This is a genomic window from Halobacterium sp. DL1 (assembly GCA_000230955.3).
GTDB lineage: Archaea > Halobacteriota > Halobacteria > Halobacteriales > Halobacteriaceae > Halobacterium.
This window is the reverse complement of record CP007060.1, coordinates 88,352-108,056: the sequence shown is the minus strand read 5'-3', so window position 1 is coordinate 108,056 and position 19,705 is coordinate 88,352. Positions and strand designations below refer to the sequence as shown.

General features: G+C 68.9%; 22 protein-coding genes. 11 read left to right on the top strand and 11 right to left on the bottom strand.

Annotated features, from left to right (window positions below):
• The first annotated feature begins 23 nt into the window (after positions 1-23).
• Both HALDL1_02085 and HALDL1_02080 read left to right on the top strand, forming a co-directional pair.
• The gene (locus HALDL1_02085; protein ID AHG02555.1) at positions 24-1,361 is read left to right on the top strand and encodes a transposase; all 1,338 of its coding nucleotides are present in this window, start codon (positions 24-26) and stop codon (positions 1,359-1,361) included.
• A gap of 435 nt (positions 1,362-1,796) precedes the next feature.
• On the top strand, positions 1,797-3,767 hold the full coding sequence (locus HALDL1_02080; protein AHG02554.1) for a DNA mismatch repair protein mutS: 1,971 nt from the start codon (positions 1,797-1,799) through the stop codon (positions 3,765-3,767).
• A 62-nt stretch (positions 3,768-3,829) separates the two neighbouring features.
• Here HALDL1_02080 and HALDL1_02075 read toward each other — a convergent pair whose 3' ends face one another.
• On the bottom strand, positions 3,830-4,000 hold the full coding sequence (locus tag HALDL1_02075) for a hypothetical protein (GenBank protein AHG05079.1): 171 nt from the start codon (positions 3,998-4,000) through the stop codon (positions 3,830-3,832).
• Between HALDL1_02075 and HALDL1_02070 the strand changes: the two genes are divergently transcribed.
• Both HALDL1_02070 and cdc6 read left to right on the top strand, forming a co-directional pair.
• Entirely contained in the window at positions 3,999-4,187 is a 189-nt protein-coding gene (locus HALDL1_02070; GenBank protein AHG05078.1) for a hypothetical protein, read from the top strand. The two genes, HALDL1_02075 and HALDL1_02070, sit on opposite strands and share 2 nt — an antisense overlap.
• A gap of 206 nt (positions 4,188-4,393) precedes the next feature.
• Positions 4,394-5,518: an ATPase AAA gene (cdc6, locus tag HALDL1_02065; GenBank protein AHG02553.1), complete on the top strand. Its 1,125-nt coding sequence runs from the start codon at positions 4,394-4,396 to the stop codon at positions 5,516-5,518.
• 200 nt (positions 5,519-5,718) lie between these two features.
• Here cdc6 and HALDL1_02060 read toward each other — a convergent pair whose 3' ends face one another.
• Positions 5,719-6,246, bottom strand: a complete 528-nt coding sequence (locus HALDL1_02060; GenBank protein AHG02552.1) for a hypothetical protein — start codon at positions 6,244-6,246, stop codon at positions 5,719-5,721.
• Positions 6,247-6,381: 135 nt separating this feature from the next.
• Here HALDL1_02060 and HALDL1_02055 point away from each other — a divergent pair, with 135 nt between their 5' ends.
• The gene (locus HALDL1_02055; protein AHG02551.1) at positions 6,382-7,056 is read left to right on the top strand and encodes a ribose 5-phosphate isomerase; all 675 of its coding nucleotides are present in this window, start codon (positions 6,382-6,384) and stop codon (positions 7,054-7,056) included.
• A 76-nt stretch (positions 7,057-7,132) separates the two neighbouring features.
• Here HALDL1_02055 and HALDL1_02050 read toward each other — a convergent pair whose 3' ends face one another.
• A complete protein-coding gene (locus tag HALDL1_02050) occupies positions 7,133-7,300 on the bottom strand; it encodes a DNA-binding protein (GenBank protein AHG02550.1) in 168 nt (55 codons plus the stop codon).
• A gap of 310 nt (positions 7,301-7,610) precedes the next feature.
• On the opposite strand from HALDL1_02050, the gene HALDL1_02045 reads away from it, so the two are divergent.
• Together HALDL1_02045 and HALDL1_02040 are read left to right on the top strand one after the other, a co-directional pair.
• Entirely contained in the window at positions 7,611-7,760 is a 150-nt protein-coding gene (locus tag HALDL1_02045; protein ID AHG02549.1) for a hypothetical protein, read from the top strand.
• Between the two features lie 38 nt (positions 7,761-7,798).
• Entirely contained in the window at positions 7,799-8,032 is a 234-nt protein-coding gene (locus HALDL1_02040) for a hypothetical protein (protein ID AHG02548.1), read from the top strand.
• Positions 8,033-8,055: 23 nt separating this feature from the next.
• Here HALDL1_02040 and HALDL1_02035 read toward each other — a convergent pair whose 3' ends face one another.
• Positions 8,056-8,643, bottom strand: a complete 588-nt coding sequence (locus HALDL1_02035; protein ID AHG02547.1) for an FMN reductase — start codon at positions 8,641-8,643, stop codon at positions 8,056-8,058.
• Between the two features lie 135 nt (positions 8,644-8,778).
• On the opposite strand from HALDL1_02035, the gene HALDL1_02030 reads away from it, so the two are divergent.
• Positions 8,779-10,149, top strand: coding sequence for a phosphoglucomutase (locus tag HALDL1_02030; protein ID AHG02546.1), 1,371 nt, complete (start codon positions 8,779-8,781; stop codon positions 10,147-10,149).
• Positions 10,150-10,152: 3 nt separating this feature from the next.
• On the opposite strand, the gene HALDL1_02025 is transcribed toward HALDL1_02030, so the two are convergent.
• The 3 genes from HALDL1_02025 to HALDL1_02015 are packed head-to-tail and all read right to left on the bottom strand — an operon-like array spanning position 10,153 to position 11,847.
• Complete coding sequence (locus tag HALDL1_02025) at positions 10,153-10,482, bottom strand: acetyltransferase (protein ID AHG02545.1); 330 nt, start codon at positions 10,480-10,482, stop codon at positions 10,153-10,155.
• A 43-nt stretch (positions 10,483-10,525) separates the two neighbouring features.
• Positions 10,526-10,723 (bottom strand): hypothetical protein, encoded by a 198-nt coding sequence (locus HALDL1_02020; GenBank protein AHG02544.1) that lies wholly within the window; start codon positions 10,721-10,723, stop codon positions 10,526-10,528.
• A gap of 38 nt (positions 10,724-10,761) precedes the next feature.
• Positions 10,762-11,847 carry a hypothetical protein gene (locus tag HALDL1_02015; protein ID AHG02543.1) on the bottom strand — a complete coding sequence of 362 codons (1,086 nt, stop codon included), beginning with the start codon at positions 11,845-11,847 and terminating at the stop codon, positions 10,762-10,764.
• Positions 11,848-12,081: 234 nt separating this feature from the next.
• Here HALDL1_02015 and rfc point away from each other — a divergent pair, with 234 nt between their 5' ends.
• On the top strand, positions 12,082-13,053 hold the full coding sequence (gene rfc / locus HALDL1_02010; GenBank protein ID AHG02542.1) for an ATPase AAA: 972 nt from the start codon (positions 12,082-12,084) through the stop codon (positions 13,051-13,053).
• A gap of 68 nt (positions 13,054-13,121) precedes the next feature.
• Positions 13,122-13,439 (top strand): hypothetical protein, encoded by a 318-nt coding sequence (locus tag HALDL1_02005; protein ID AHG05077.1) that lies wholly within the window; start codon positions 13,122-13,124, stop codon positions 13,437-13,439.
• 3 nt (positions 13,440-13,442) lie between these two features.
• Here the strand turns inward: HALDL1_02005 and HALDL1_02000 are convergent, their stop codons facing one another.
• The 3 genes from HALDL1_02000 to HALDL1_01990 all read right to left on the bottom strand — a co-directional run bounded on the left by HALDL1_02000 (position 13,443) and on the right by HALDL1_01990 (position 16,380).
• Positions 13,443-13,922 carry a TspO and MBR gene (locus HALDL1_02000; protein AHG02541.1) on the bottom strand — a complete coding sequence of 160 codons (480 nt, stop codon included), beginning with the start codon at positions 13,920-13,922 and terminating at the stop codon, positions 13,443-13,445.
• A 32-nt stretch (positions 13,923-13,954) separates the two neighbouring features.
• The gene (locus HALDL1_01995) at positions 13,955-15,004 is read right to left on the bottom strand and encodes a glutathione S-transferase (protein AHG02540.1); all 1,050 of its coding nucleotides are present in this window, start codon (positions 15,002-15,004) and stop codon (positions 13,955-13,957) included.
• Positions 15,005-15,099: 95 nt separating this feature from the next.
• Positions 15,100-16,380 carry a hypothetical protein gene (locus tag HALDL1_01990; GenBank protein ID AHG05076.1) on the bottom strand — a complete coding sequence of 427 codons (1,281 nt, stop codon included), beginning with the start codon at positions 16,378-16,380 and terminating at the stop codon, positions 15,100-15,102.
• A gap of 136 nt (positions 16,381-16,516) precedes the next feature.
• Here HALDL1_01990 and alaS point away from each other — a divergent pair, with 136 nt between their 5' ends.
• Entirely contained in the window at positions 16,517-19,294 is a 2,778-nt protein-coding gene (gene alaS / locus HALDL1_01985) for an alanyl-tRNA synthetase (GenBank protein ID AHG02539.1), read from the top strand.
• Positions 19,295-19,315: 21 nt separating this feature from the next.
• Here alaS and HALDL1_01980 read toward each other — a convergent pair whose 3' ends face one another.
• A complete protein-coding gene (locus HALDL1_01980) occupies positions 19,316-19,699 on the bottom strand; it encodes a hypothetical protein (GenBank protein AHG02538.1) in 384 nt (127 codons plus the stop codon).
• Positions 19,700-19,705: the final 6 nt, after the last annotated feature.

The window sequence follows — 19,705 nt, the reverse complement described above, 5'->3', positions numbered from 1 at the left end:
GGTATCCACCCAAGAGGTGACCCATGCACGCCACAATCGACGTGCGGTTTGAACTGAGTATCGACGACAACAAAACGCTACCGCTCGCCACGCTTGCCGAGGCCGTCACTGACCAGAACCTCGAAGCAGTACTCCTTGAATCGCTGGTCGAGAGCCTCGACGCCGCCAGCGTCGAGGCGCTCTGTGGCGACAAACACGCCCACGGCAACGGTGACCAACGCTTCCAACGCGCCGGCACCGATACCCGCACAGCTGTCACAACCGCCGGGGAACACGAGTTCTCTCTCCACTACATCGAAGATACAGCCGCTGATAACGACGAATCCAGCTATTTCCGCCCCGTCGAAGACGTTCTTAGCTTCGACGGACAGAACCGCTATCAGCAGGACATCGCCGCCAAAAGCGTCGATCTCGCTACCTCGCTCAGCTATCGTGACGCTGCCGATCACGGCGACGGCTTCGTCTCGATGCCGTCGCCGACCACCATCAACCGCCGTGCCAAGAAATACGGCCACAAGCTCAAGCAGTTCCTCCCAGACTGTGTCGCTGACACAGACGCTGACACCGTCATTCCTGACGGGACAAAATGCCACAGCCAAGACGACGACCGCTCGTCCCACTCCGTCCAAGCAACGCTCGGCGAAGACACCGCCGAAGAGTCACGCTCCCTCCTGGATCTGTCGGTCAACGCTGACTGGGACGAAACTGCCGCCGAACTCGATGATATCGGCGCAGTCACTGACGACGCGACGGTCGTCAGTGACGCTGATAGCGGCATCGTCACGGCCTTTACCGACGAAGCCCGTGACCACCAACTCGATCTCGTTCACGTCGGCCGAACGCTGGGCTACACCCTCTGGGACGATGGCGTCTTCTCCTTGGACCGCCGGAAGGAGATCGTTTCGGAGGTGATCGACGAGGTATCCCATCTGAAGAACTCGGTGGTGAAACACCATCCAGAAGAGGAGTTCGAGGCGATCCGCTCGCGGATCGCGCGAACGAGAGAGCGATTGGAGAAGACAGCGTGGCAACTGGAGCAGTTCGGGTCAGCGAAGGCTGCAGGGTATCTTCGGCGGTGGCTGCCGTCGATTGTGACGTTCGCCGAGCACGCTGTCGAGGGGTTCGAGGTTCCGTGGACCTCGAACCCCGTCGAACGACTGATGGGCGAGGTCAGCAAGCGGTGCAAGAACCAGTGGATGCGCTGGACAGCAGAGGGATTGGAAGCGATACTCCAACTTCGGTTGGTGAAGTACACCGACCCCGAGTACTACCAAGCGTTCCTCGACGAACTGCTCCAGCGTTCGACCAAAACAGCAATCAACTGTGACCTCTCAATTGAGAGTACCAGCGGCAAAGTCTAGACCGCTTTGCGACACGACCAAAAACTTGGGGAAAAAGCACTCCTCGCTCCCGGTGGTCGGTCGTCGGCCCGAGCGCTCCGCGCTCGGTGAACCGCTTCGCTCGGGTCCGTTGGACCGCTCGCTCGCGGATGCTCGTATCGGCGTCTCTCGTTTCTGAACGACAAGTCAAATCAAAACTCGTAGCGGCACTAGGCGTCCAGTTCGCCCGAACACGATTGACCAGCCGGTAGCCTGGTGGATTGAAAGCCCTCGGGCGTCTGCACGAACCCCGACGATGCAAGCACTGGAGTGAGCGCAGCGAACGAAGGGCGCAGCGAGTCGCGGGAGTGCAGACGCCCGAGGGCTTTCCAGCCGAGTAGTTGCCAGCCGCGAAGTAAGAGCTTCCTAACACGAACCCTCGTAAGACCTTTGGCGCGGGGCACGTAGGGCCGGGCGATGGAACTGGAGGCGATTCCCGGCGTCGGCGCGAAGACCGCTGACGCTCTCAGGTCGCTAGACGACCCCGAGGACGCCCTGGAGCGCGGTGACGTGGCGGCCGTCGCGGCCGCGCCGGGCGTCAGCGAGGGGCGGGCCGCGCGCATCGTCCGCGGGGCGATTCGCGCGCGCCACGACGACGACAGCGGCTTCCTCGCCACCGACCGGGCGCGGGAGGTGTACGAGGTAGTCCTGGAACTGCTCCAGGAGCGCGCGGTGACGACGTACGCGGGCCAGCGCCTCCGGACGTTCTACCCGAGCGCCGCCGACTCGCGCATCGCGGAGGCCAACGAGTTCGCCGAGCGCGCGATGGCCCGCGACCCGGACCCCGCGGTACTGGACGCACTGCAGGAGGTCGAACCGCTGTCGCGGCCGGACAGCCTCGCGGTCCGGGACCGCTGTCTCGCCACGACCGACGCGGAGCGGTATAGCGCGGCCCGCGAGACGTTCCCCGAGCTGTCCGTCGAAGTCGTGGAGGACGCCCGGGGGCTCGCGGACCTGGCGCGGGGCTACTCGACGGTGGTCGCGCTCGACGAGGCGTTCGTCGGCGTCGAGGTGGACGGCGACGTGCGCGTCGAACCCGACGCTCTCGACCGACCGGAGGAGGTCGTCCCGGAGCGCGTGCTCTCCTTCTTCGCGACGAACCGCGACCGCATCCGGGCGGCCGTCGCCGTCCACCAGGCCGCGGGGCTGGAGGCGGACGTCGACCTGGGCGAACTCGACGCGGCGCTCGAACAGCTCGAATCCGACGGGAGCGTCGCGGGCGACGAGGAACTCGACCGCCTGTCGACGGCCGTCGACGACCTCGACGCTGCCGTCTCGACCTCCGAGTCCGTGGCGAACGACCGACTCCGGGAGGCGATTCAGGAGCAGGATGTGACCATCGAGGGCGCGGACCTCCTCTCGCTCGTGGAGCGCGGCGCGGGCGTCGACAGCCTGCTCTCCCGCGAGCTCGCCGACGAGTACGCCGCGGCCGTCGACGCCGCCCGCGACAACCTCGTGGACGCCCTCGAACTGCGGGACGGGGAGGCGGAGGTGGCGCGTCGGGCGTTCGGCGACGACCCGACGTTCCCCGTGGCCCACGACGAGGAGGCCGTCACGCGGCTCCGCGAGGACCTCACCGCGGCCCGGGACCGGCGCGCCGCCGAGCGCAAACGGGACCTCGCAGCGACCCTCGCGGACCTCCGGGAGCCGACGCGAGCGCTCGTCGACCGCGCGCTCGAACTGGACGTCGAACTGGCGGTGGCGCGGTTCGCCGACGACTTCGACTGCGTGCTCGCCGAGCGCGGCGGCCGCGGCTTCGACATCGACGGCGGGCGCTCACCCATCCTCGACGTCGACTTCGAGGAAGTCGAACCCGTGGACTACGGCGTCGACGGCGTCTCCCTGCTGTCGGGCGTGAACTCCGGCGGGAAGACGAGCACGCTGGACCTCGTAGCGGTCGTCGTCGTGCTCGCGCACATGGGCCTCCCGGTGCCCGCGGAGTCCGCCCGCGTCCCCGACGTGGAGGAACTCCACTACTACGCGAAGTCCCAGGGGACCCTGGACGCGGGCGCCTTCGAGGCGACGCTCCGGGACTTCGCGGGACTCACGGAGGGCGCAGCGAAGAAACTCGTGCTCGTCGACGAACTCGAATCGATTACGGAGCCCGGCGCGTCGGCGAAGATCGTCGCGGGCATCCTCGAGGAACTCCACGAGGCGGGCGCTTCCGGCGTCTTCGTCTCCCACCTCGCGGGTGAGATTGCCGAGCAGTGCGGCTTCGACGTGACCGTCGACGGCATCCGCGCGAGGGGACTGGAGGACGGCGAACTCGTCGTCGAGCGCTCGCCCGTGAAGGACCACCTCGCGCGCTCGACGCCGGAGCTCATCGTGGAGAAACTCGCAGAGAACGGCGGCAGCGACTTCTACGGCCGCCTGCTCGAGAAGTTCTAGGCGGCAGGCGGAGGCGTCCGTCGCGGCCGCCAGCCCGAGTCGTCGGCGCTCCACGGACGCGACTACTCCGGTCGCGGGAGCGCGGTGAACGAGCGCTTCACGATGCTGAACGGGTCGTAAGCGGACTGGTGGCAGGGGCAGTACGCCTCGTCTTCGGCGTCGAACTTCACGCCCTGTGGCGACTTGAACTTCGGCGTGCAGCAGTAGTGCGTGCACTTGTTCAGCACCGCCATGAACCCCTCGGCGGTGCTCTCGGCGAGCCACGCTGCGGCCTCGTCGTCGCCCCCAGCGGCCTGCTCGATGCGCGTGCTGCGGACGATCTGGACCGGAATCGGCGTGTCGACGTTCTGTGAGCGCCAGGTGGCGAACGCGCCCTTCCCGAGGCCGTCGGTGCCGACGCCGTTCGTCCACGTCTCGTAGTCCGCGAAGTCCTCGACGGCAGCTTCGACGACCGGTCGTTCCTGCTCGCGCGAACGGACCCCGCGCTAGCGTGGGGCCGAGACTGCTTCGAGTTCGGCTGGCGAGTGGCGACGCCTCCCGAGGAAATCGCCGTGAACAGGCGGTAACGCCCCTCGTTACGGCCTCGTGGCGAAGCGTTAAGTAGCTGTGAGAGCGTGGTGAAAGTGATGGACGACGACCCCGAAGAGGGGATGCTGGGCTGGGACGAGACGGTCTTCCGGGACGAACACGTCCTCGAGATAGACTACGTCCCCGAGGTGTTCCGCCACCGCGAATCCCAGCTACAGACCCTCCAGTACGCGCTCCGACCGGCCGTCCGGGGGTCGCGGCCGCTGAACGTGATGGTCCGCGGCCCGCCGGGCACCGGGAAGACGACCGCCGTACAGAAGCTGTTCGGCGAACTCGGCGGCCAGCGCGGCGTGCGGACGGTGCGGGTCAACTGCCAGGTCGACTCCACGCGGTACGCCGTCTTCTCCCGCGTCTTCGAGGAGATATTCGAGTACGAACCGCCCTCGTCGGGCATCTCCTTCAAGAAGCTGTTCGGGCAGGTCGCCGAGCGCATCGCCGAGGAGGACGAGGTGCTCGTCGTCGCGCTCGACGACGTGAACTACCTGTTCTACGAGGGCGAGGCCTCCGACACGCTGTACTCGCTGCTGCGCGCCCACGAGACCCACTCCGGGGCGCGTGTCGGCGTCATCGTCGTGTCCTCGGACCTCGACCTCGACGTCATCGAGAACCTCGACAGCCGCGTGCAGTCCGTCTTCCGGCCCGAGGAGGCGTACTTCCCCTCCTACGACCGCGGCGAGATCACGGACATCCTCCGGGACCGCATCGAGGTCGGCTTCCGCGAGGGCGCGGTGCCGACGACGGTGCTGGACAAGGTGAGCGAACTTACCGACGACGCGGGCGACCTCCGGGTCGGCATCGACGTGCTCCGGCGCGCGGGCCTCCACGCCGAGTCCCGCGCGAGCAAGACCGTCGAACCGCAGGACGTCGACGCGGTCTACGAGCAGGCCCGGCACATCCACCTCTCGCGGAACCTCCGCGCGCTCTCCGACCAGGAGCGCGCGCTCGTCGAGACGGTCGCGAACTTCGACGGCGAGCAGGCCGGCGAGGTGTACGAGGAGTTCCGCGAGCGCACGGACCTCGGCTACACGCGGTACACGGAGATCGTCAACAAACTCGACAAGCTCGGGCTCATCGAGGCCGAGTACGAGCAGCTGGAGGGCCGCGGCCGCTCGCGGACGCTCCGACTCGCCCACGACCCCGAGACAGTCAGGGAGCAGCTCTAGACGCACGTTTTCCAGCGAGAGGGCACCAGCGGCTCCCTCCTTTGCAGAAACTTGCGGAAGAAGCACAGCGTCACTCCCGTCGCCGCCTCCGGCGGCGGCGGTGGTCGCTCCTCGGCCCGCGCTCGCTGTGCTCGCGAGGACTCCGACCGCTCACTCGCGGATGCCAGAGAATTACTTTGCGAACGGTCCTCGAACGCCAGTCAGTGCGACGAGGATTCGAGAACGACGTCGAAGACGTCCTCGAGCGTCGTCATCACGTCGTCGCCGTGCGCGCCAGGGTCGACGTGGCAGTGGAGCGTCCCGCCGGCGGCGCGGACGCGGCCGACGCACACCTTCAGGAAGCGGTAGACGCGCGTCGGCCCAGTGTACTGCAGGAGCGTGGTGAGCGAGTCCAGGCAGACGGCTGGCGTGGCCTCCGCCGGGAGCGCGTCGAGGAACTCGGAGACGGCGATGGCGATGCCGGTCAGGTCGCCGGGGTCGGAGACGGTGCGGACGCAGTCTGGGTGGGGGTAGGTGGCGACGAACCGCGTGGGCGGCAGGTCCGCCGGGCGGTCGTCGAGCCAGCCCCCCGGCGACTGTCGGAGCGCGACGACGAAGGCGGCGTCCGCGTCTGCGAGGCGCGCACAGCAGGCGCCCTCGCCGTTCTCGACGCCCGACGTGGAGAGCAACGCGAGAGCACCGTCGTCCGAGCGCTCGCTCGCCTCCCCCGGGCGAGTTGCGCGTGTCATTCGTTCGTCTTGCGGCGCCTAACCACCTTAGTTAACCACCTGGTAAATCCGTTCAGACAGTGGTTTCGGGGCCGTCGAGTGGTCGCCATCCGTCGAGCGCGTGGGTTTTTGGTCGGGCGCGTGCCACACTCCGCCATGAAGAACACGGGCGGCAGCGAGGCGGCGAAGCGGCGGGCGGGGGAGGCCGCCGCCGAGGAGGTGGCCGACGGGATGGTGGTCGGCCTCGGGACGGGGAGCACGGCGGCGCACGCCATCCGCGCCCTCGGGGACGCGGACCTCGCTATCGAGGGTGTCCCGACCTCCTTTCAGTCCCGGCAGCGCGCCATCGAGGCGGGGATTCCGCTGACGACCCTCGAGGAGGCGTCCGTGGACATCGCCATCGACGGCGCCGACCAGGTGGCGGGCGGGCACCTCGTGAAGGGCGGCGGCGCGGCCCACGCCCGGGAGAAACTCGTCGACGCGAGCGCGGACCGCTTCGTCGTCGTCGCCGACCCGTCCAAGGAGGCCGACGTGCTCGACCACCCAGTTCCCGTCGAGGTGCTGCCGGACGCCTACACGGTGGTCGCCGGGCGCGTCCGCGACCTGGGCGGCGACCCCGACCTTAGAGACGCCGGGCAGAAGGACGGACCGGTCGTGACGGACAACGGCAACGTCGTGCTGGACTGCGCGTTCGGACAGATTGGGAGCCCTGCGGCGCTCGCGGCGTCGCTGTCGGCGCTCCCGGGCGTCCTCGACCACGGCCTGTTCGTCGGCATGGCGGACGCCGTCTACGTGGGCACGGCGGACGGCGTCCGCGTCACGGAACCGTAGCTATGGGTCTCGCTCCCGTGCTGTCGACGGCGCGAGCGCTACGCGGCGCAAAAATATCGAGAAGGATTGAACCGAGTTACAGGTCGCGCGGCTGGACGGTCTTTCGACCGTTGGATTCCGCGCGGTCGGCGGCGTCTTCGAGGAGTTCCGAAACTTCCTCGTCGAGTGCCTGGTAGAAGTCGGAGGCAACGTTCTTGTCGTTGAGTTCTTCCTTCACAGCGGCCTTGACGATGAGGTCTGCCATACAATCGGGTTTTTTCCTGCCCTCCTTATAAGGCTTCCCATAATCGGCGGCCTCATCCCTCCATTGGGCCCTGTTCACACCGATATCGGGAAGGACCAACGGGGGTGCCCTCTGGAAGGAACTGTCTCTGGGGCCGCTGTCGGGGTCGACCACTCGCCCGCGACAGCCACTCCATCGGCCCTCGACCGACGTGCCGGCACACACGAACCGAAGTTCGGGTTGGGGGAAATTATGTTCCAATTTGGGAAAACTCCTTTAATCGCGTGTGGCGTATTCACACAGTGCCGGCGACCCGTCGGCACACCCCCCTATGCCCCGCTGTGACCACTGTGAGAGCCACGTGTCCGAGGACTTCGCCCGCGTGTTCGCGGACGAAGACGGACGGCTCATGGCCTGCCCGAACTGCTCGGCGAACGTCGGAATCGCCGAAGTGTCCCGCGACCGGGGGCGAAAGGCCTGACCGAAACACAGGTTACGCCCCACTGCAACGCTTCTGCCGTGCACTACGTCTACGTCCTCGAGTGTAGCGACGGCACGTACTACACGGGCTACACGACCGACGTGGACCGCCGCGTCGACGAACACGACGCCGGCGAGGGCGCGAAGTACACCCGTGGCCGGACGCCGGTGGAACTCCGGCACGTCGAGTCCTACGAGACGAGAGCGGCGGCCATGAGCCGCGAGTACGAGATCAAACAGCTCTCGCGGCCCGAGAAGGAGCAGTTGTTGTAGCGGTCACCGTCGCGTTCAGCCTCTCAGTCGTCGGCCTCGGTCTCCAGTTCCGCGGCCCGTTCGCCCGCGAGCAACCGGCGGCATGTGGCCGCGAGAACTCCGTCCACCATGTCCTCGATGCGGTCGGCGATGGCGTCGTCGACGAGCACGCCGTCCTCGAACTTCGAGGAGGCGTCGAGGATGCCGACCTGCTCGGGCACGACGTCGGCGTGGACGCCCCGCATCGTCACCCGCATGTGGTCCAGCGGGGACGCGATGGTGCCGCCGCCGGCAACCACGAGCAGGCCGACGACGGTGTCCTCGTACTCGTCCCAGCCGCAGTAGTCGTGGAAGTTCCGGAACGTCGAGGAGTAGCTCCCGTGGTAGTTCGGGGAGCCGATGATGACGGCGTCGGCCCGCCGGACGCGAGCGAGCAGGTCCGCGGCCTCCCCCGACTCCTCGACGGACCGGTCGGGGTGGTAGAGCGGCAGGTCGACGGCCCCGAGGTCGATGTGGTCAGTCTCCGCGCCCGCCCGCTCGGCGACTGCGAGCGCGTGTTCGATGGCCTGTCGCGTGTAACTGCCGGCGCGGCGGCTCCCGGAGACGCCGACGACGAGTGGGGGCCCAGTCATTACCGTACCGTTGGGGATTGCCGGTTAAACCCGCGGCGGTCACTGTGGGAAATCACCGGAAGTCGATTTCCGTACGTGCGCTGATACGTCCGGCCGACCGCAGGGATTTTCACGCGACACAGCGACGTTGGGACCATGGACGCCATCTCCTTCGGCACGGACGGCTGGCGCGCCACGCTGGACGTGTTCACCAGCGAGCGCGTCCGTGTGGTCGCGCAGGCCACAGCGGACTACCTCGAGAGCGAGGGCCACGCGGGCGGGACGGTCGCCGTCGGCTACGACGCCCGCGAGACGTCGCGCGGGTTCGCCGAGGACATCGCGGACGTGCTGGCGACGAACGGCTTCGACGTCCTGCTGCCCGAGCGGGACTGCCCGACGCCGCTGGTCTCCCACGCCATCGTCGAGCGCGACCTGGCTGGCGCGCTCGTGGTCACCGCCTCGCACAACCCGCCGGAGTACAACGGCGTGAAGTTCCTCCCGGAGGACGGCGTGCCCGCGCTCCCCGAGGTGACGGAGGCCATCGAAGCGAACCTCCGCGAACCCGAGACCGGCGAGCGCACGGGCGAGGTGCGGGACGTCGACTTAGTCTCCTCGCACGCCGAGCACTGTCTGGACCTCGTGGATGCGGACCTCTCGGGGCTCACGGTCGTCTACGACGCGATGCACGGGAGCGGCCGGGACGTCACCGACGCGCTGCTGGAGCGGGCTGGCGCGGATGTCGTCCGCCGGCGCTGCGAGCGCGACCCCGAGTTCGGTGGCACCCCACCGGAACCCGACGCGGAGAACCTGGCGGGACTCGCGGACGCCGTCGGGGAGCACGACGCAGACTTCGGTGTCGCCAACGACGGGGACGCCGACCGCGTCGCCGTCGTCACGCCCGAGCGCGGCGTCCTCGACGGCAACCGCTTCTTCGCGCTCGTCTACGACTACCTCCTCGAATCGGACACCGGGGCGGCCATCCGCACCGTCTCCACGACGTTCCTCGTCGACCGCATCGCGGAGGCCCACGGCTGCGACGTCGTCGAGACGCCGGTCGGCTTCAAGTGGGTCGCGGCGGCGATGGGCGAACACGACGCGCTGTTCGGCGGCGAGGAGTCCGGCGGCTACACGATGCGCGGCCACGTCCGCGAGAAGGACGGCGTGCTGATGGCGCTCGTCGCGAGCGCCGCCGCCAGCGAGCGTGACCTCGACGACCGCCTCGACGCCATCGCGGCCGAGCACGGCGAGATCCACCAGGACAAGCGCAGCGTCGACTGCCCCGACGACCGGAAGGCCGCGGTGCTCGCGGACCTGGAGAGCCGGCTGCCAGAGGAGGTGGCGGGTGTCGCCGTCGAGCGCGTCAACGACACGGACGGGTTCAAGATCCTGCTCGCGGACGGCACGTGGCTGCTCGTGCGACCTTCCGGCACGGAGCCGAAGATGCGTGTCTACGCGGAGGGCGACAGCGGCGACCGAGTCGACGAACTGCTCGACGCGGGCGTCGACCTCGTCGAACCGCTCGTCTGAGGCTCAGTCGCGGACGCCGCGGTAGCGGTCGCCTCTTCTCTCGCAGTCGAAGCCGAGCGCGTCGTAGAACGGTTTGACTGGCGGGTCGAAGTCCGCGGTGAGCGGCGTCCACCGGTCGGCCGCGGCCTCGACGAGCGCGGAACCGATACCGCTCGCGCGGCGCTTTCGGCGGACCGCGACGGCCTCGACGTGGGCGCCCTCGTCCCTGAGCATTGCCACGAGCGCGCCGACGATGCGGTTGTCGTCGTCCGCGACGAGGACGGTGCCGGCCTCGATGCGGTTCTCGGCCGTCGCCGCGGAGAGTTCGAGGTTCGCGCCGTCGAGCACCCGCATCACGCCGAGGTGGTCGCGGGTCGACGCATCTCGAACCTGCACGCTACCCGCCACGGATGAGTCGCAGCACCCGCACGTGGTCGGCCTCGACCGGCTGGTCCTCCGGGACGGGGCGGCCGTCGACCATCACGGAGACCTCGTGCGGACTCAACTCGACTGCTTCGAGGAGGTCGGCGTACGTCTCGTCGGTCACGTCGAACTCGTGGGTGTCCTCGCCGACCACCTCGACGGTCACCTGCATGCACCGGGGTAGCCGGCGGGCAACCTTCAGCCGTGCGGTCAGGACTCGTCGGTGCGCATCGTCGCCTCGGTGTCTCGGCGCCGGCGTCGGCGACGCCCCCAGCCGACGAGGGAGAGCGAGAGCCCCCCGAGACCGAGCAGGAGGACGACGAACTCAACGATACCGCCGAGGATGGGCACGCGGCCGAGCACGAACACCACGAGCACGCCGACCACGAGCGCGGCCCAGCGGTTGTCGTAGTCCCCCAACGAGAGCAGCGCCGCGCCCACCGCGTACTCGCCCCAGACGAACGACAGCAACAGCACCACGACGTACAGGAGCAACCAGAGGACCGCCAGCGGGATGCCGACGATCGTCACCAGCAGCAGGACGAACAGCAGCGGGCCGGCGAGCAGCGCGAGGAAGCCGACTCCGAGCGTGCGCAGCGTCGAGGAGATGGCGCGCTCCGCGATGGCCGCGGAGGTGCCGGGGAACACGGCGAGCAGCAGCGCGCCGACGACCAGCGTCAGCAGGATGCTGAACAGCGTCGCCAGCCAGCCGACGAAGGCCGGAATCCCCGGGAAGACGTCGAGGGCGAGGTCGGGGTCCTCTCGGAGTTCCCCGTCGACGGTCGCGCCGCCCGCGCGGGTGAGTTCGCCGTCGTAGACGAAGTCGCCCCCGACGACCGCGCCGTCGGCGAGCGTGATGCTGCCGGCGCCGACCTGCACTGACCCCTCGACAGTGCCGTCCAGCAGGAACGACCCGGCGGCGGCCTCCACGTCACCGCCGACGGTGCCGGACTGGGCGATGGTGAAGCTCCCGGCCGCGACCTCCACGTCCTCTTCGACGGTGCCCGCGATGCGCACCGACCCGGCCGCACCCTGGAGGTCGCCGGTGACGGTGCCGGTCTCGGCTATCTCGACGTTACCGGCGAACGCCTGGAGGTCGCCCTCCACGGTGCCGCGCACGACCACGGTGCCACCCGTCGCCTGCAGTCCGCCGGTGACCGTCTCGCCCTCCTCGACGACGATGGTGCCGCCCGCCCGCTCGTCGGCCGCCGCGACGCCCGCGAGCAGGGGCATCGAGAGCACGACGAGGACTGCGAGGGCGAGCGCTCTCCGGGGTCCAGTTGAGGACGTGTCCATGGCGAACCTATCAACAGTGATGCACATAAGCGTATCCGCAGCGTGGGGCCGCGTCCGCGTGCCTCGCGGGTCGCTTCGCTCACCGCTCGTTCGAACCGCGGCCTCCCGTTGGTCGACCGCGCGGCTTGCGGCTCCGTAGTCGCCGCTCGTTCAAACCGCGGCCTTACTTCGTTCGTCCGCGTGGCCGCCGCCCGTCTCGCGGAGTTTAAGTCCGGGTAGTGCCACGCAGACCACATGGCAGACGCCGCCGGCGGACGGCAGGAAATCTGGGTCGAGAAGTACCGGCCGGAGCGACTCGAGGACGTCGTCGGCCACCCCGACATCACGGAGCGCCTCCAGAGCTACGTCGACCGGGACGACCTCCCGCACCTGCTGTTCGCGGGCCCCGCCGGCACCGGGAAGACCGCATCCGCCGTCTCTATCGCCAAGGAGATATACGGCGACGACTGGCAGGAGAACTTCCTCGAGTTGAACGCCAGCGACCAGCGCGGCATCGACGTGGTCCGGGACCGCATCAAGAACTTCGCGCGGGCCTCCTTCGGCGGCTACGACTACCGCGTCATCTTCCTCGACGAGGCCGACGCGCTCACCGACGACGCCCAGTCCGCGCTCCGCCGCACGATGGAGCAGTTCTCGAACAACACGCGGTTCATCCTCTCCTGCAACTACTCCTCGAAGATCATCGACCCCATCCAGTCCCGCTGTGCCGTCTTCCGGTTCTCCCAGATCGACGACGACGCGGTCGCCGCCCACCTCCGGGACATCGCGGGCCGCGAGGACCTGGAGTACACGGAGGCCGGCATCGACGCGCTCGTCTACGCCGCCGACGGCGACATGCGCCGCGCCATCAACGCCCTGCAGGCGGCCTCCGCGACCGGCGACGCCGTCGACGAGGAGGTCGTCTACGCCATCACCGCGACCGCCCGCCCCGAGGAGATCGAGGGGATGGTGACCGAGGCGCTGGACGGCGACTTCACGGCCGCTCGCTCGACGCTCGACGACCTGCTGACGAACCGCGGCCTCGCGGGCGGCGACATCATCGACCAGATCCACCGCTCGGTCTGGTCGTTCGATGTCGAGGAGGAGGCCGCGGTCCGCCTGCTCGACCGCCTCGGCGAGGCCGACTTCCGCATCGCGGAGGGCGCCAACGAGCGCGTCCAGCTAGAGGCACTGCTGGCGTCGGTCGCGCTCCGAGCGCAGGACTGACAGACGGTCGCTCTGGCGCGACCCGTCGAACAGCAGGATTCTTCCCGGCGCGTCGGCACCGTGGAGGTATGGCAGACCTCAACGAATTCCAGCAGAAGACCATCGAGGCAGTCACGGAACTCGACGAGATACCGATGGCGGTGCTCTACCACGCGCCCACCGGGCCGGAGCTGTTCATCCAGAACGACCCCCGCGACCGGAGCGACTTCTCGCCGCACGTCAGCCTCATCGCCGGCTACGTCATGCAGATTGCCGACGGGATGGACACCGACACGAACGACATCCTGCGCTCCATCGACGACCAGCTCCGCGAGTGGGACCAGCAGGGAATCGGCGTGAACGCCGAACACCGCGACAGCACCGAGAGCGACGACGAGGACGCCTGACCGTCAGTTCAGCGCCCAGAACGCGTAGTTGAGGTAGGCGGCGAACGTGACCCAGGCGAGATAGGGCACGAGCAGCGCGCCCGCTGCGGGCCGCACCCGCCAGAACGCCGCGAGCGTCGCGACGATGAGCGCCCAGAGCGCGGCGATGACGGCGAGACCGCCGCCGATGTCCTGGCCCCCGAAGAAGACGAGCGTCCACGAGACGTTGAGCACGTACTGCGCGACGAACAGACCGAACGCGACCGCTCGCTGGCGGCCGCTGGCGTCACGCAACACGAGGTAGACGGCGACGCCGAGCAGCGCGAACAGCGTCGTCCAGACCGGTCCGAACACCCAGTTCGGCGGGGCGAGCGCGGGCCGCAAGAGCGTGTCGTACCACGTCCCCGAGCCGGTCGCGGTGACGAGCGCGGGCGCGGCGCCGACCACCTCGCAGATGACGATGGCGACGACGAGACCGGGGAGGTCGTCGCGTGAGAGGTCCATACGGGGACGACGACGGCCCGCCGTAAATTAGTTCACTGCCCCAGCGCCTCGGGCGGGCCGCCGGGGAGTTCGTCGCGGTCGTGGGGAGCGAAGAAGTCGGGGTCCGGCCCGACGGGCACGATGCGCTTGGGGTTCAACTGGGCGTGGCTCCGGTAGTAGTGGTTCTTCACGTGGTCCATGTGGAGAGTGTCCTCGACGCCCGTCGACTCGCGAGTCGCTTCGCTCCCCGTTCGTTTGTTCGGCGTCCCCTCACTCCGTTCGGCGGCGCCCAACTGGCAGAGTTCGCGGAGGTACGGCCAGAGGTTGTCGTAGTCCGCGATCTGCTTGTGGTTGCACTTGAAGTGCGTGTGGTAGACCTCGTCGAAACGGTACAGCGTGGTGAACATCGCCACGTCCGCGAGCGTGAGGCGGTCGCCGGCGAGGTAGCGCTGGTCGGCGAGCAGGTCGTCGTACTCGTCGAGCGCCGCGAACAGCTCCTCGACGGCCTTCGTGTAGGCGCGCTGGCCGCCCGCGAAGCCCGCGCGGTAGACGCCGTTGTTGATGGGGGTGTAGATATCCTCGATGCGAGAGTCGATCTCGTCCTGGTAGCCCTCCGGGTAGAGGTCGACGTCCCGGGTCGCGAGCTCGTCGAAGGCGCCGTCGAACATCCGCATGATCTCCTCGCTCTCGTTGTTCACGATGGTGTCCGCCTCGGTGTCGTAGAGGACTGGAACCGTCACCCGGCCCGTGTAGTTCTCGTCGGCCCGGGCGTACACCTCGCGAAGGTACTCCGAGTCGAACAGGTGGTCAGGAGTGGCGCCTGGTACGTCCGCGTCGAACTCCCAGCCCTGGTCGTAGCGCACGGGGTCGACGACGCTCACGGAGATGGCGTCCTCGAGGCCCTTCAGGGCCCGCACGAGCAGCGTGCGGTGGGCCCACGGGCAGGCGTAGGAGACGTAGAGGTGGTAGCGGCCGGACTCTGCGGGGTAGTCCTCGCCGACCCAGTCGCGGAAGCTGGTGGTGTCGCGCTCGAACTCACCCTCGTCGTCGTGGTCGATCTGTTCTTCCTCGGTTCGCCACTCGCCGTCGACCATGCGTCCCATGCGTCGAACAAGGAGTTCGCGCGGTTTATCGCTGCGGGAGGCGGACCCACTCGCCCCGTCGTGGCGGACGAGCACGCGGGCGGGAGCAGCCCCCGCTACACGTACGCCCGGACGTAGTTGTCGTACTGCCCGCCGGCGGCCTCCTTGATGCAGATGCCCGCGTACAGCACGTCGTCGACGACGACGGGGGCGCCGAAGGAGCCGTGGAAGACGCCCACCTCGAGGTCGAAGGTGACGGAGCCGTCGGTCACGTCGAGGGCGAACAGCGGTTCGCCGCCGACGTACAGCGTCTCCTCCGCGACGGTCATCCCCGTCATCTGGGTCCGCTCGCTGCCGGCGCGCCACAGTTCATCGCCCGCGTCGTCGTAGGCGACGATGTCCGAGGTGGTGAGCACGAACAGCCGCCCGTCCGCGTACGTCGGCCGGGTGTACACCCTCGCGCCCGTGTCCGCCGTCCACGCCGCCTCGCCGTCGAGGGAGAACGCGCGGACGGTGCCGCCGCGGGCGGCGAGGTGGACGCGGTCGTTCGCGACGACAGGCGCGACGGGGAGCGCGCTGTCGGCGTCCCGCGACCAGTTCACACTGCCGTCTTCGGGGTCGAGGGCGTACAGCGCGCCGGTCTTCGAGCCGTCGTCCGCGACGTGCGTGGCGGCGACGAACAGCGTGCCGTCGGCGTACGTGGGCGTCCCCGTGACGTAGCTCCGCGAGGCGTCGGGGACGTCGAATCGCCAGCCGGGGTCGCCGGTCTCGGCGTCGAGCGCACGCACGTAACCGGTCCCGGACTCCTTCGCGGCGACGTAGAGCGTCTCGCCGTCGTGGGCCACCGTCGACGTGACCGGGAGCCCCGTGGACCACCGTATCCCGCCGTCCTCGGGGTCTAGCGCCCGCACGTAGCCCGGGGCAGTGTTGTTCACGCCGCCGGACTCCTTGGAGACGACGTAGAGCGTGTCGTCTGCGTACGTCGGCGGGTACTGGTGGGGCATCGAGCCGAGGTCGGTCTTCCAGGCCTGGTCGCCGTTCGTGGCGTCGAACGCCCACATCGACTGCTCGCTGCCCACGTAGACGCGGCCGTCCGCGACGGCGGGTTCCCGGAGCGTGTAGATGCCCTCGACGTACGACCCCCACACCTGCGTCGGGTCCGCGTCGGGACCGGCGGCATTCGGGTTGTGGCCGCTGTGGCCGGGGTCGTATCCGTAGGTGGTCCAGGCGTCGTCGCCCGAGAGCGAGATTTCGGGGTCGTCCGTGCCCTCGCTGTCGGAAGACGGTCGCTCCGTCGTCCGCTGGGACCGCGAGGGTGCGGTACAGCCGGCGGTGGCAGCCGCCGTCGAACCGAGCGCAGCGAGGAGGGCGCGCCGCGAGAGACGGCGTCGTGTCATGGCCGGACGGTTAGGATGGACGTGGCGTAAGGCTGTCGCTCACCGCTCACGTGGCCCGAGATGCCGCGTTAACGGTGCTAGCAGGCGTCTCGCGCTCCCGGAACTGTTTTACTCGTCGGTCGGCCACCTACTGGCAATGAGCGAGCTTGAGTCGGAGTACCGCCTCGACTACTTCGAGGAGGAGGACTTCGAGCGGAAGGAGTGCACGGAGTGTGGCGTGTACTTCTGGACCCGCGACCACGACCGAGAGACCTGCGGCGAACCGCCCTGCGAGGACTACCAGTTCATCGACGACCCCGGCTTCGACGAGTCGTACTCGCTGACGGAGATGCGCGAGCACATCCTCTCGTACTTCGAGTCGGAGGGCCACGAGCGAATCGACCCGTACCCCGTGGCGGCCAACCGGTGGCGCGACGACGTGCTGCTCACGCAGGCGTCCATCTACGACTTCCAGCCCCACGTCACCTCGGGGGCGTCGCCGCCACCCGCGAACCCGCTGGTCGTCTCCCAGCCCTGCATCCGGATGCAGGACATCGACAACGTCGGGAAGACGGGGCGGCACACGATGGCCTTCGAGATGCTCGGCCACCACGCGTTCAACGCCGACCCGGACACCGACTACGCCTACGAGGGCGAGGTGTACTGGAAGGACCAGACCGTCGAGTACTGCGAGGGACTCCTCGAATCGGTCGGCGTCCCCCTCGAGGACGTGACGTTCATCGAGGACCCGTGGGTCGGCGGCGGCAACGCCGGGCCCGCCTTCGAGGTCATCTACCGCGGCCTGGAGCTGGCGACGCTCGTCTTCATGTCCCTCGAACAGGACCCCGATGGGGAGTACAAGATGAAGGACGGGAACCGCTACTCGCGGATGGACCGCCGGGTCGTCGACACCGGCTACGGCGTCGAGCGCTGGACGTGGATGAGTCAGGGGACGCCGACCGTCTACGAGGCGGTCTACCCCGAGATGATCGAGTTCCTCAAGGAGCAGGCCGGGCTCGACTACTCCGAGGAGGAGGAGCAGCTCGTCCACCGCGCGGCGAAGCTCTCGGGGAACCTCGACATCGACGAGGTCGAGGACGTGCAGGCGGCCCGCGACAACATCGCCGACAAACTCGGCGTGGAGACGGCCCGCCTCAGCGAACTCGTCGAACCGCTCGAGGAGATCTACGCCATCGCGGACCACTCCCGAGTGCTCGCGTACATGTTCGGCGATGGCATCGTCCCCTCGAACGTCGGTACGGGCTACCTCGCGCGGATGGTGCTGCGGCGCACCAAGCGCCTCGTCGACAGCGTCGGCGCGGACGTCCCGCTCGACGAACTCGTCGACATGGCGGCCGAGCGACTCGGCTACCAGAACCGCGACACCATCCGGAGCGTCGTGCGCAGCGAACTCGAGAAGTACGCCGAGACGCTCGACCGGGGTGGCCGGAAGGTGCGCCAGCTGGCCGAGGAGTACGCCGAGCGCGGCGAAGCCGTCCCGACGTCGGAGCTGATCGAGCTGTACGACTCCCACGGCATCCAGCCCGACATGGTCGCGGACATCGCCGAGGACGTCGGCGCCGAGGTGGAGACGCCGGACAACTTCTACTCGCTGGTCGCCGAGCGCCACGACACCGACGGCGCCGTCGCGGGCGACGACGCGGGCGACGACCGCCTCGCCGACCTCCCGGAGACGGAGGCGCTCTACCACGACGACGCCTACCGCTCGGAGTTCGAGGCGGTCGTCCTCGACGTGTTCGAGCGAGAGGTCGACGGCGAGACCACCTACGACGTCGTGCTCGACCAGACGATGTTCTACCCGGAGGGCGGCGGCCAGCCGGCCGACCACGGCACGCTGTCGACGGACGACATCACGGCCGACGTGGTGGACGTCCAGAAGCAGGGCGACGTCGTCCTCCATCGGACGGAGAAGAATCCGGGGAAGGGCGGGTTCGTGCGCGGCCAGATCGACATGGAGCGCCGCGAGCGCCTGATGACCCACCACACCGCGACCCACGTCGTCGGCTACGCGGCCCGGCAGGTGCTCGGCGAGCACATCCGGCAGGCCGGCGCCCAGAAGGGGACGGACAGCTCCCGCCTCGACGTCCAGCACTTCGAGCGCCTCGACCGGGAGACGGTGAAGGAGATCGAGCGCGTCGCCAACGATGTCGTCCGCGAGAACACGTCCGTCCAGCGCGAGTGGCCCCACCGCCACGAGGCCGAAGAGAAGTACGGCTTCGACCTCTACCAGGGCGGCGTGCCGACGGGGGAGAACATCCGCCTCGTCCACGTCGGTGAGGACGTCCAGGCCTGCGGTGGCACGCACGTGGCCCGCACCGGCGAAATCGGGACCATCAAGATTCTGAACGCCGAGCGCGTCCAGGACGGCGTCGAGCGCCTGACGTTCGCCGCGGGCGCGGCTGCCATCGAGCACGTCCAGTCGACGGAGGACGACCTGCTCGCGGCCGCCGAGACGTTCGACGTCTCCCCCAACGAGGTGCCCGAGACTGCCGAGCGGTTCTTCACGGAGTGGAAGGACCGCGCGAAGACCATCGAGGACCTGAAAGAGCAGCTCGCGGCGGCCCGCGCCTCTGGCGGCGCCGACGGCGAGGAGGTCGACGTCGCGGGGACGACGGCGGTCGTCCAGCGCATCGACTCGGACATGGGCGAACTGCGCGCGACGGCGAACGCGCTCGTCCAGTACGGCAAGATAGCGGTCGTCGGCTCCGGCGCGGACGGCGCGCAGTTCGTCGTCGCGGTGCCGGACGGCGTGCCCGTGAACGCGGGCGACGTCGTCGGCGAACTCGCCGGGATGGTCGGCGGTGGCGGTGGCGGCCCCGCGGACTTCGCGCAGGGCGGCGGCCCCGACGGCTCGAAACTCGAGGCGGCGCTGGACGCGGCGCCCGACGTGCTGCGCGAAGTCGCGAGCGCCTGACCGCGGCAAGAACAGACTGTTCTACTGCGTCTCGAGTTCCCGTAGTCGGTCGGCGAGGGCCTCCAGGCGCGCGTCCGAGCGGTAGCGAATCGTCTCGCTGCGGGCGTCGTGCTCCACGAGACCGGCGTCCGCCAGCATAGGGAGGTGGCGGTGGCAGAGTCCGAGTTCGACCGCGTCGGGGTCGAGTCGCTCGTCACGCTTCCGCCGGGCTTCCGCGACGACGTGGTCCGTCGCCGCGTCGAAGGAGCACGCCCCGTCCGACTGCTCGCGCAGGAACGCGAGGAGATATCGGCGGTGGGCGTTCGTGAGTACTGCCAGCAGCGTCTCCACCGACGGCTGGCTGTCCGCCGGGGCGGACGCGGCGTCGGGCCCGGAGTCCCCCGGACGACCACCAGCGTACGTCATTATCTT

What these genes read in the sequence shown, in the direction of transcription:
- HALDL1_02085 (AHG02555.1), top strand. Translation starts at nt 24, where the DNA reads ATGCACGCCACAATCGACGTGCGGTTTGAACTGAGTATCGACGACAAC.
- HALDL1_02080 (AHG02554.1), top strand. Translation starts at nt 1,797, where the DNA reads ATGGAACTGGAGGCGATTCCCGGCGTCGGCGCGAAGACCGCTGACGCT.
- HALDL1_02070 (AHG05078.1), top strand. Translation starts at nt 3,999, where the DNA reads ATGAACCCCTCGGCGGTGCTCTCGGCGAGCCACGCTGCGGCCTCGTCG.
- HALDL1_02075 (AHG05079.1), bottom strand. Translation starts at nt 4,000, where the DNA reads ATGGCGGTGCTGAACAAGTGCACGCACTACTGCTGCACGCCGAAGTTC.
- cdc6 (AHG02553.1), top strand. Translation starts at nt 4,394, where the DNA reads ATGGACGACGACCCCGAAGAGGGGATGCTGGGCTGGGACGAGACGGTC.
- HALDL1_02060 (AHG02552.1), bottom strand. Translation starts at nt 6,246, where the DNA reads ATGACACGCGCAACTCGCCCGGGGGAGGCGAGCGAGCGCTCGGACGAC.
- HALDL1_02055 (AHG02551.1), top strand. Translation starts at nt 6,382, where the DNA reads ATGAAGAACACGGGCGGCAGCGAGGCGGCGAAGCGGCGGGCGGGGGAG.
- HALDL1_02050 (AHG02550.1), bottom strand. Translation starts at nt 7,300, where the DNA reads ATGGCAGACCTCATCGTCAAGGCCGCTGTGAAGGAAGAACTCAACGAC.
- HALDL1_02045 (AHG02549.1), top strand. Translation starts at nt 7,611, where the DNA reads ATGCCCCGCTGTGACCACTGTGAGAGCCACGTGTCCGAGGACTTCGCC.
- HALDL1_02035 (AHG02547.1), bottom strand. Translation starts at nt 8,643, where the DNA reads ATGACTGGGCCCCCACTCGTCGTCGGCGTCTCCGGGAGCCGCCGCGCC.
- HALDL1_02030 (AHG02546.1), top strand. Translation starts at nt 8,779, where the DNA reads ATGGACGCCATCTCCTTCGGCACGGACGGCTGGCGCGCCACGCTGGAC.
- HALDL1_02025 (AHG02545.1), bottom strand. Translation starts at nt 10,482, where the DNA reads ATGCGGGTGCTCGACGGCGCGAACCTCGAACTCTCCGCGGCGACGGCC.
- HALDL1_02020 (AHG02544.1), bottom strand. Translation starts at nt 10,723, where the DNA reads ATGCAGGTGACCGTCGAGGTGGTCGGCGAGGACACCCACGAGTTCGAC.
- HALDL1_02015 (AHG02543.1), bottom strand. Translation starts at nt 11,847, where the DNA reads ATGGACACGTCCTCAACTGGACCCCGGAGAGCGCTCGCCCTCGCAGTC.
- rfc (AHG02542.1), top strand. Translation starts at nt 12,082, where the DNA reads ATGGCAGACGCCGCCGGCGGACGGCAGGAAATCTGGGTCGAGAAGTAC.
- HALDL1_02005 (AHG05077.1), top strand. Translation starts at nt 13,122, where the DNA reads ATGGCAGACCTCAACGAATTCCAGCAGAAGACCATCGAGGCAGTCACG.
- HALDL1_02000 (AHG02541.1), bottom strand. Translation starts at nt 13,922, where the DNA reads ATGGACCTCTCACGCGACGACCTCCCCGGTCTCGTCGTCGCCATCGTC.
- HALDL1_01995 (AHG02540.1), bottom strand. Translation starts at nt 15,004, where the DNA reads ATGGGACGCATGGTCGACGGCGAGTGGCGAACCGAGGAAGAACAGATC.
- HALDL1_01990 (AHG05076.1), bottom strand. Translation starts at nt 16,380, where the DNA reads ATGACACGACGCCGTCTCTCGCGGCGCGCCCTCCTCGCTGCGCTCGGT.
- alaS (AHG02539.1), top strand. Translation starts at nt 16,517, where the DNA reads ATGAGCGAGCTTGAGTCGGAGTACCGCCTCGACTACTTCGAGGAGGAG.
- HALDL1_01980 (AHG02538.1), bottom strand. Translation starts at nt 19,699, where the DNA reads ATGACGTACGCTGGTGGTCGTCCGGGGGACTCCGGGCCCGACGCCGCG.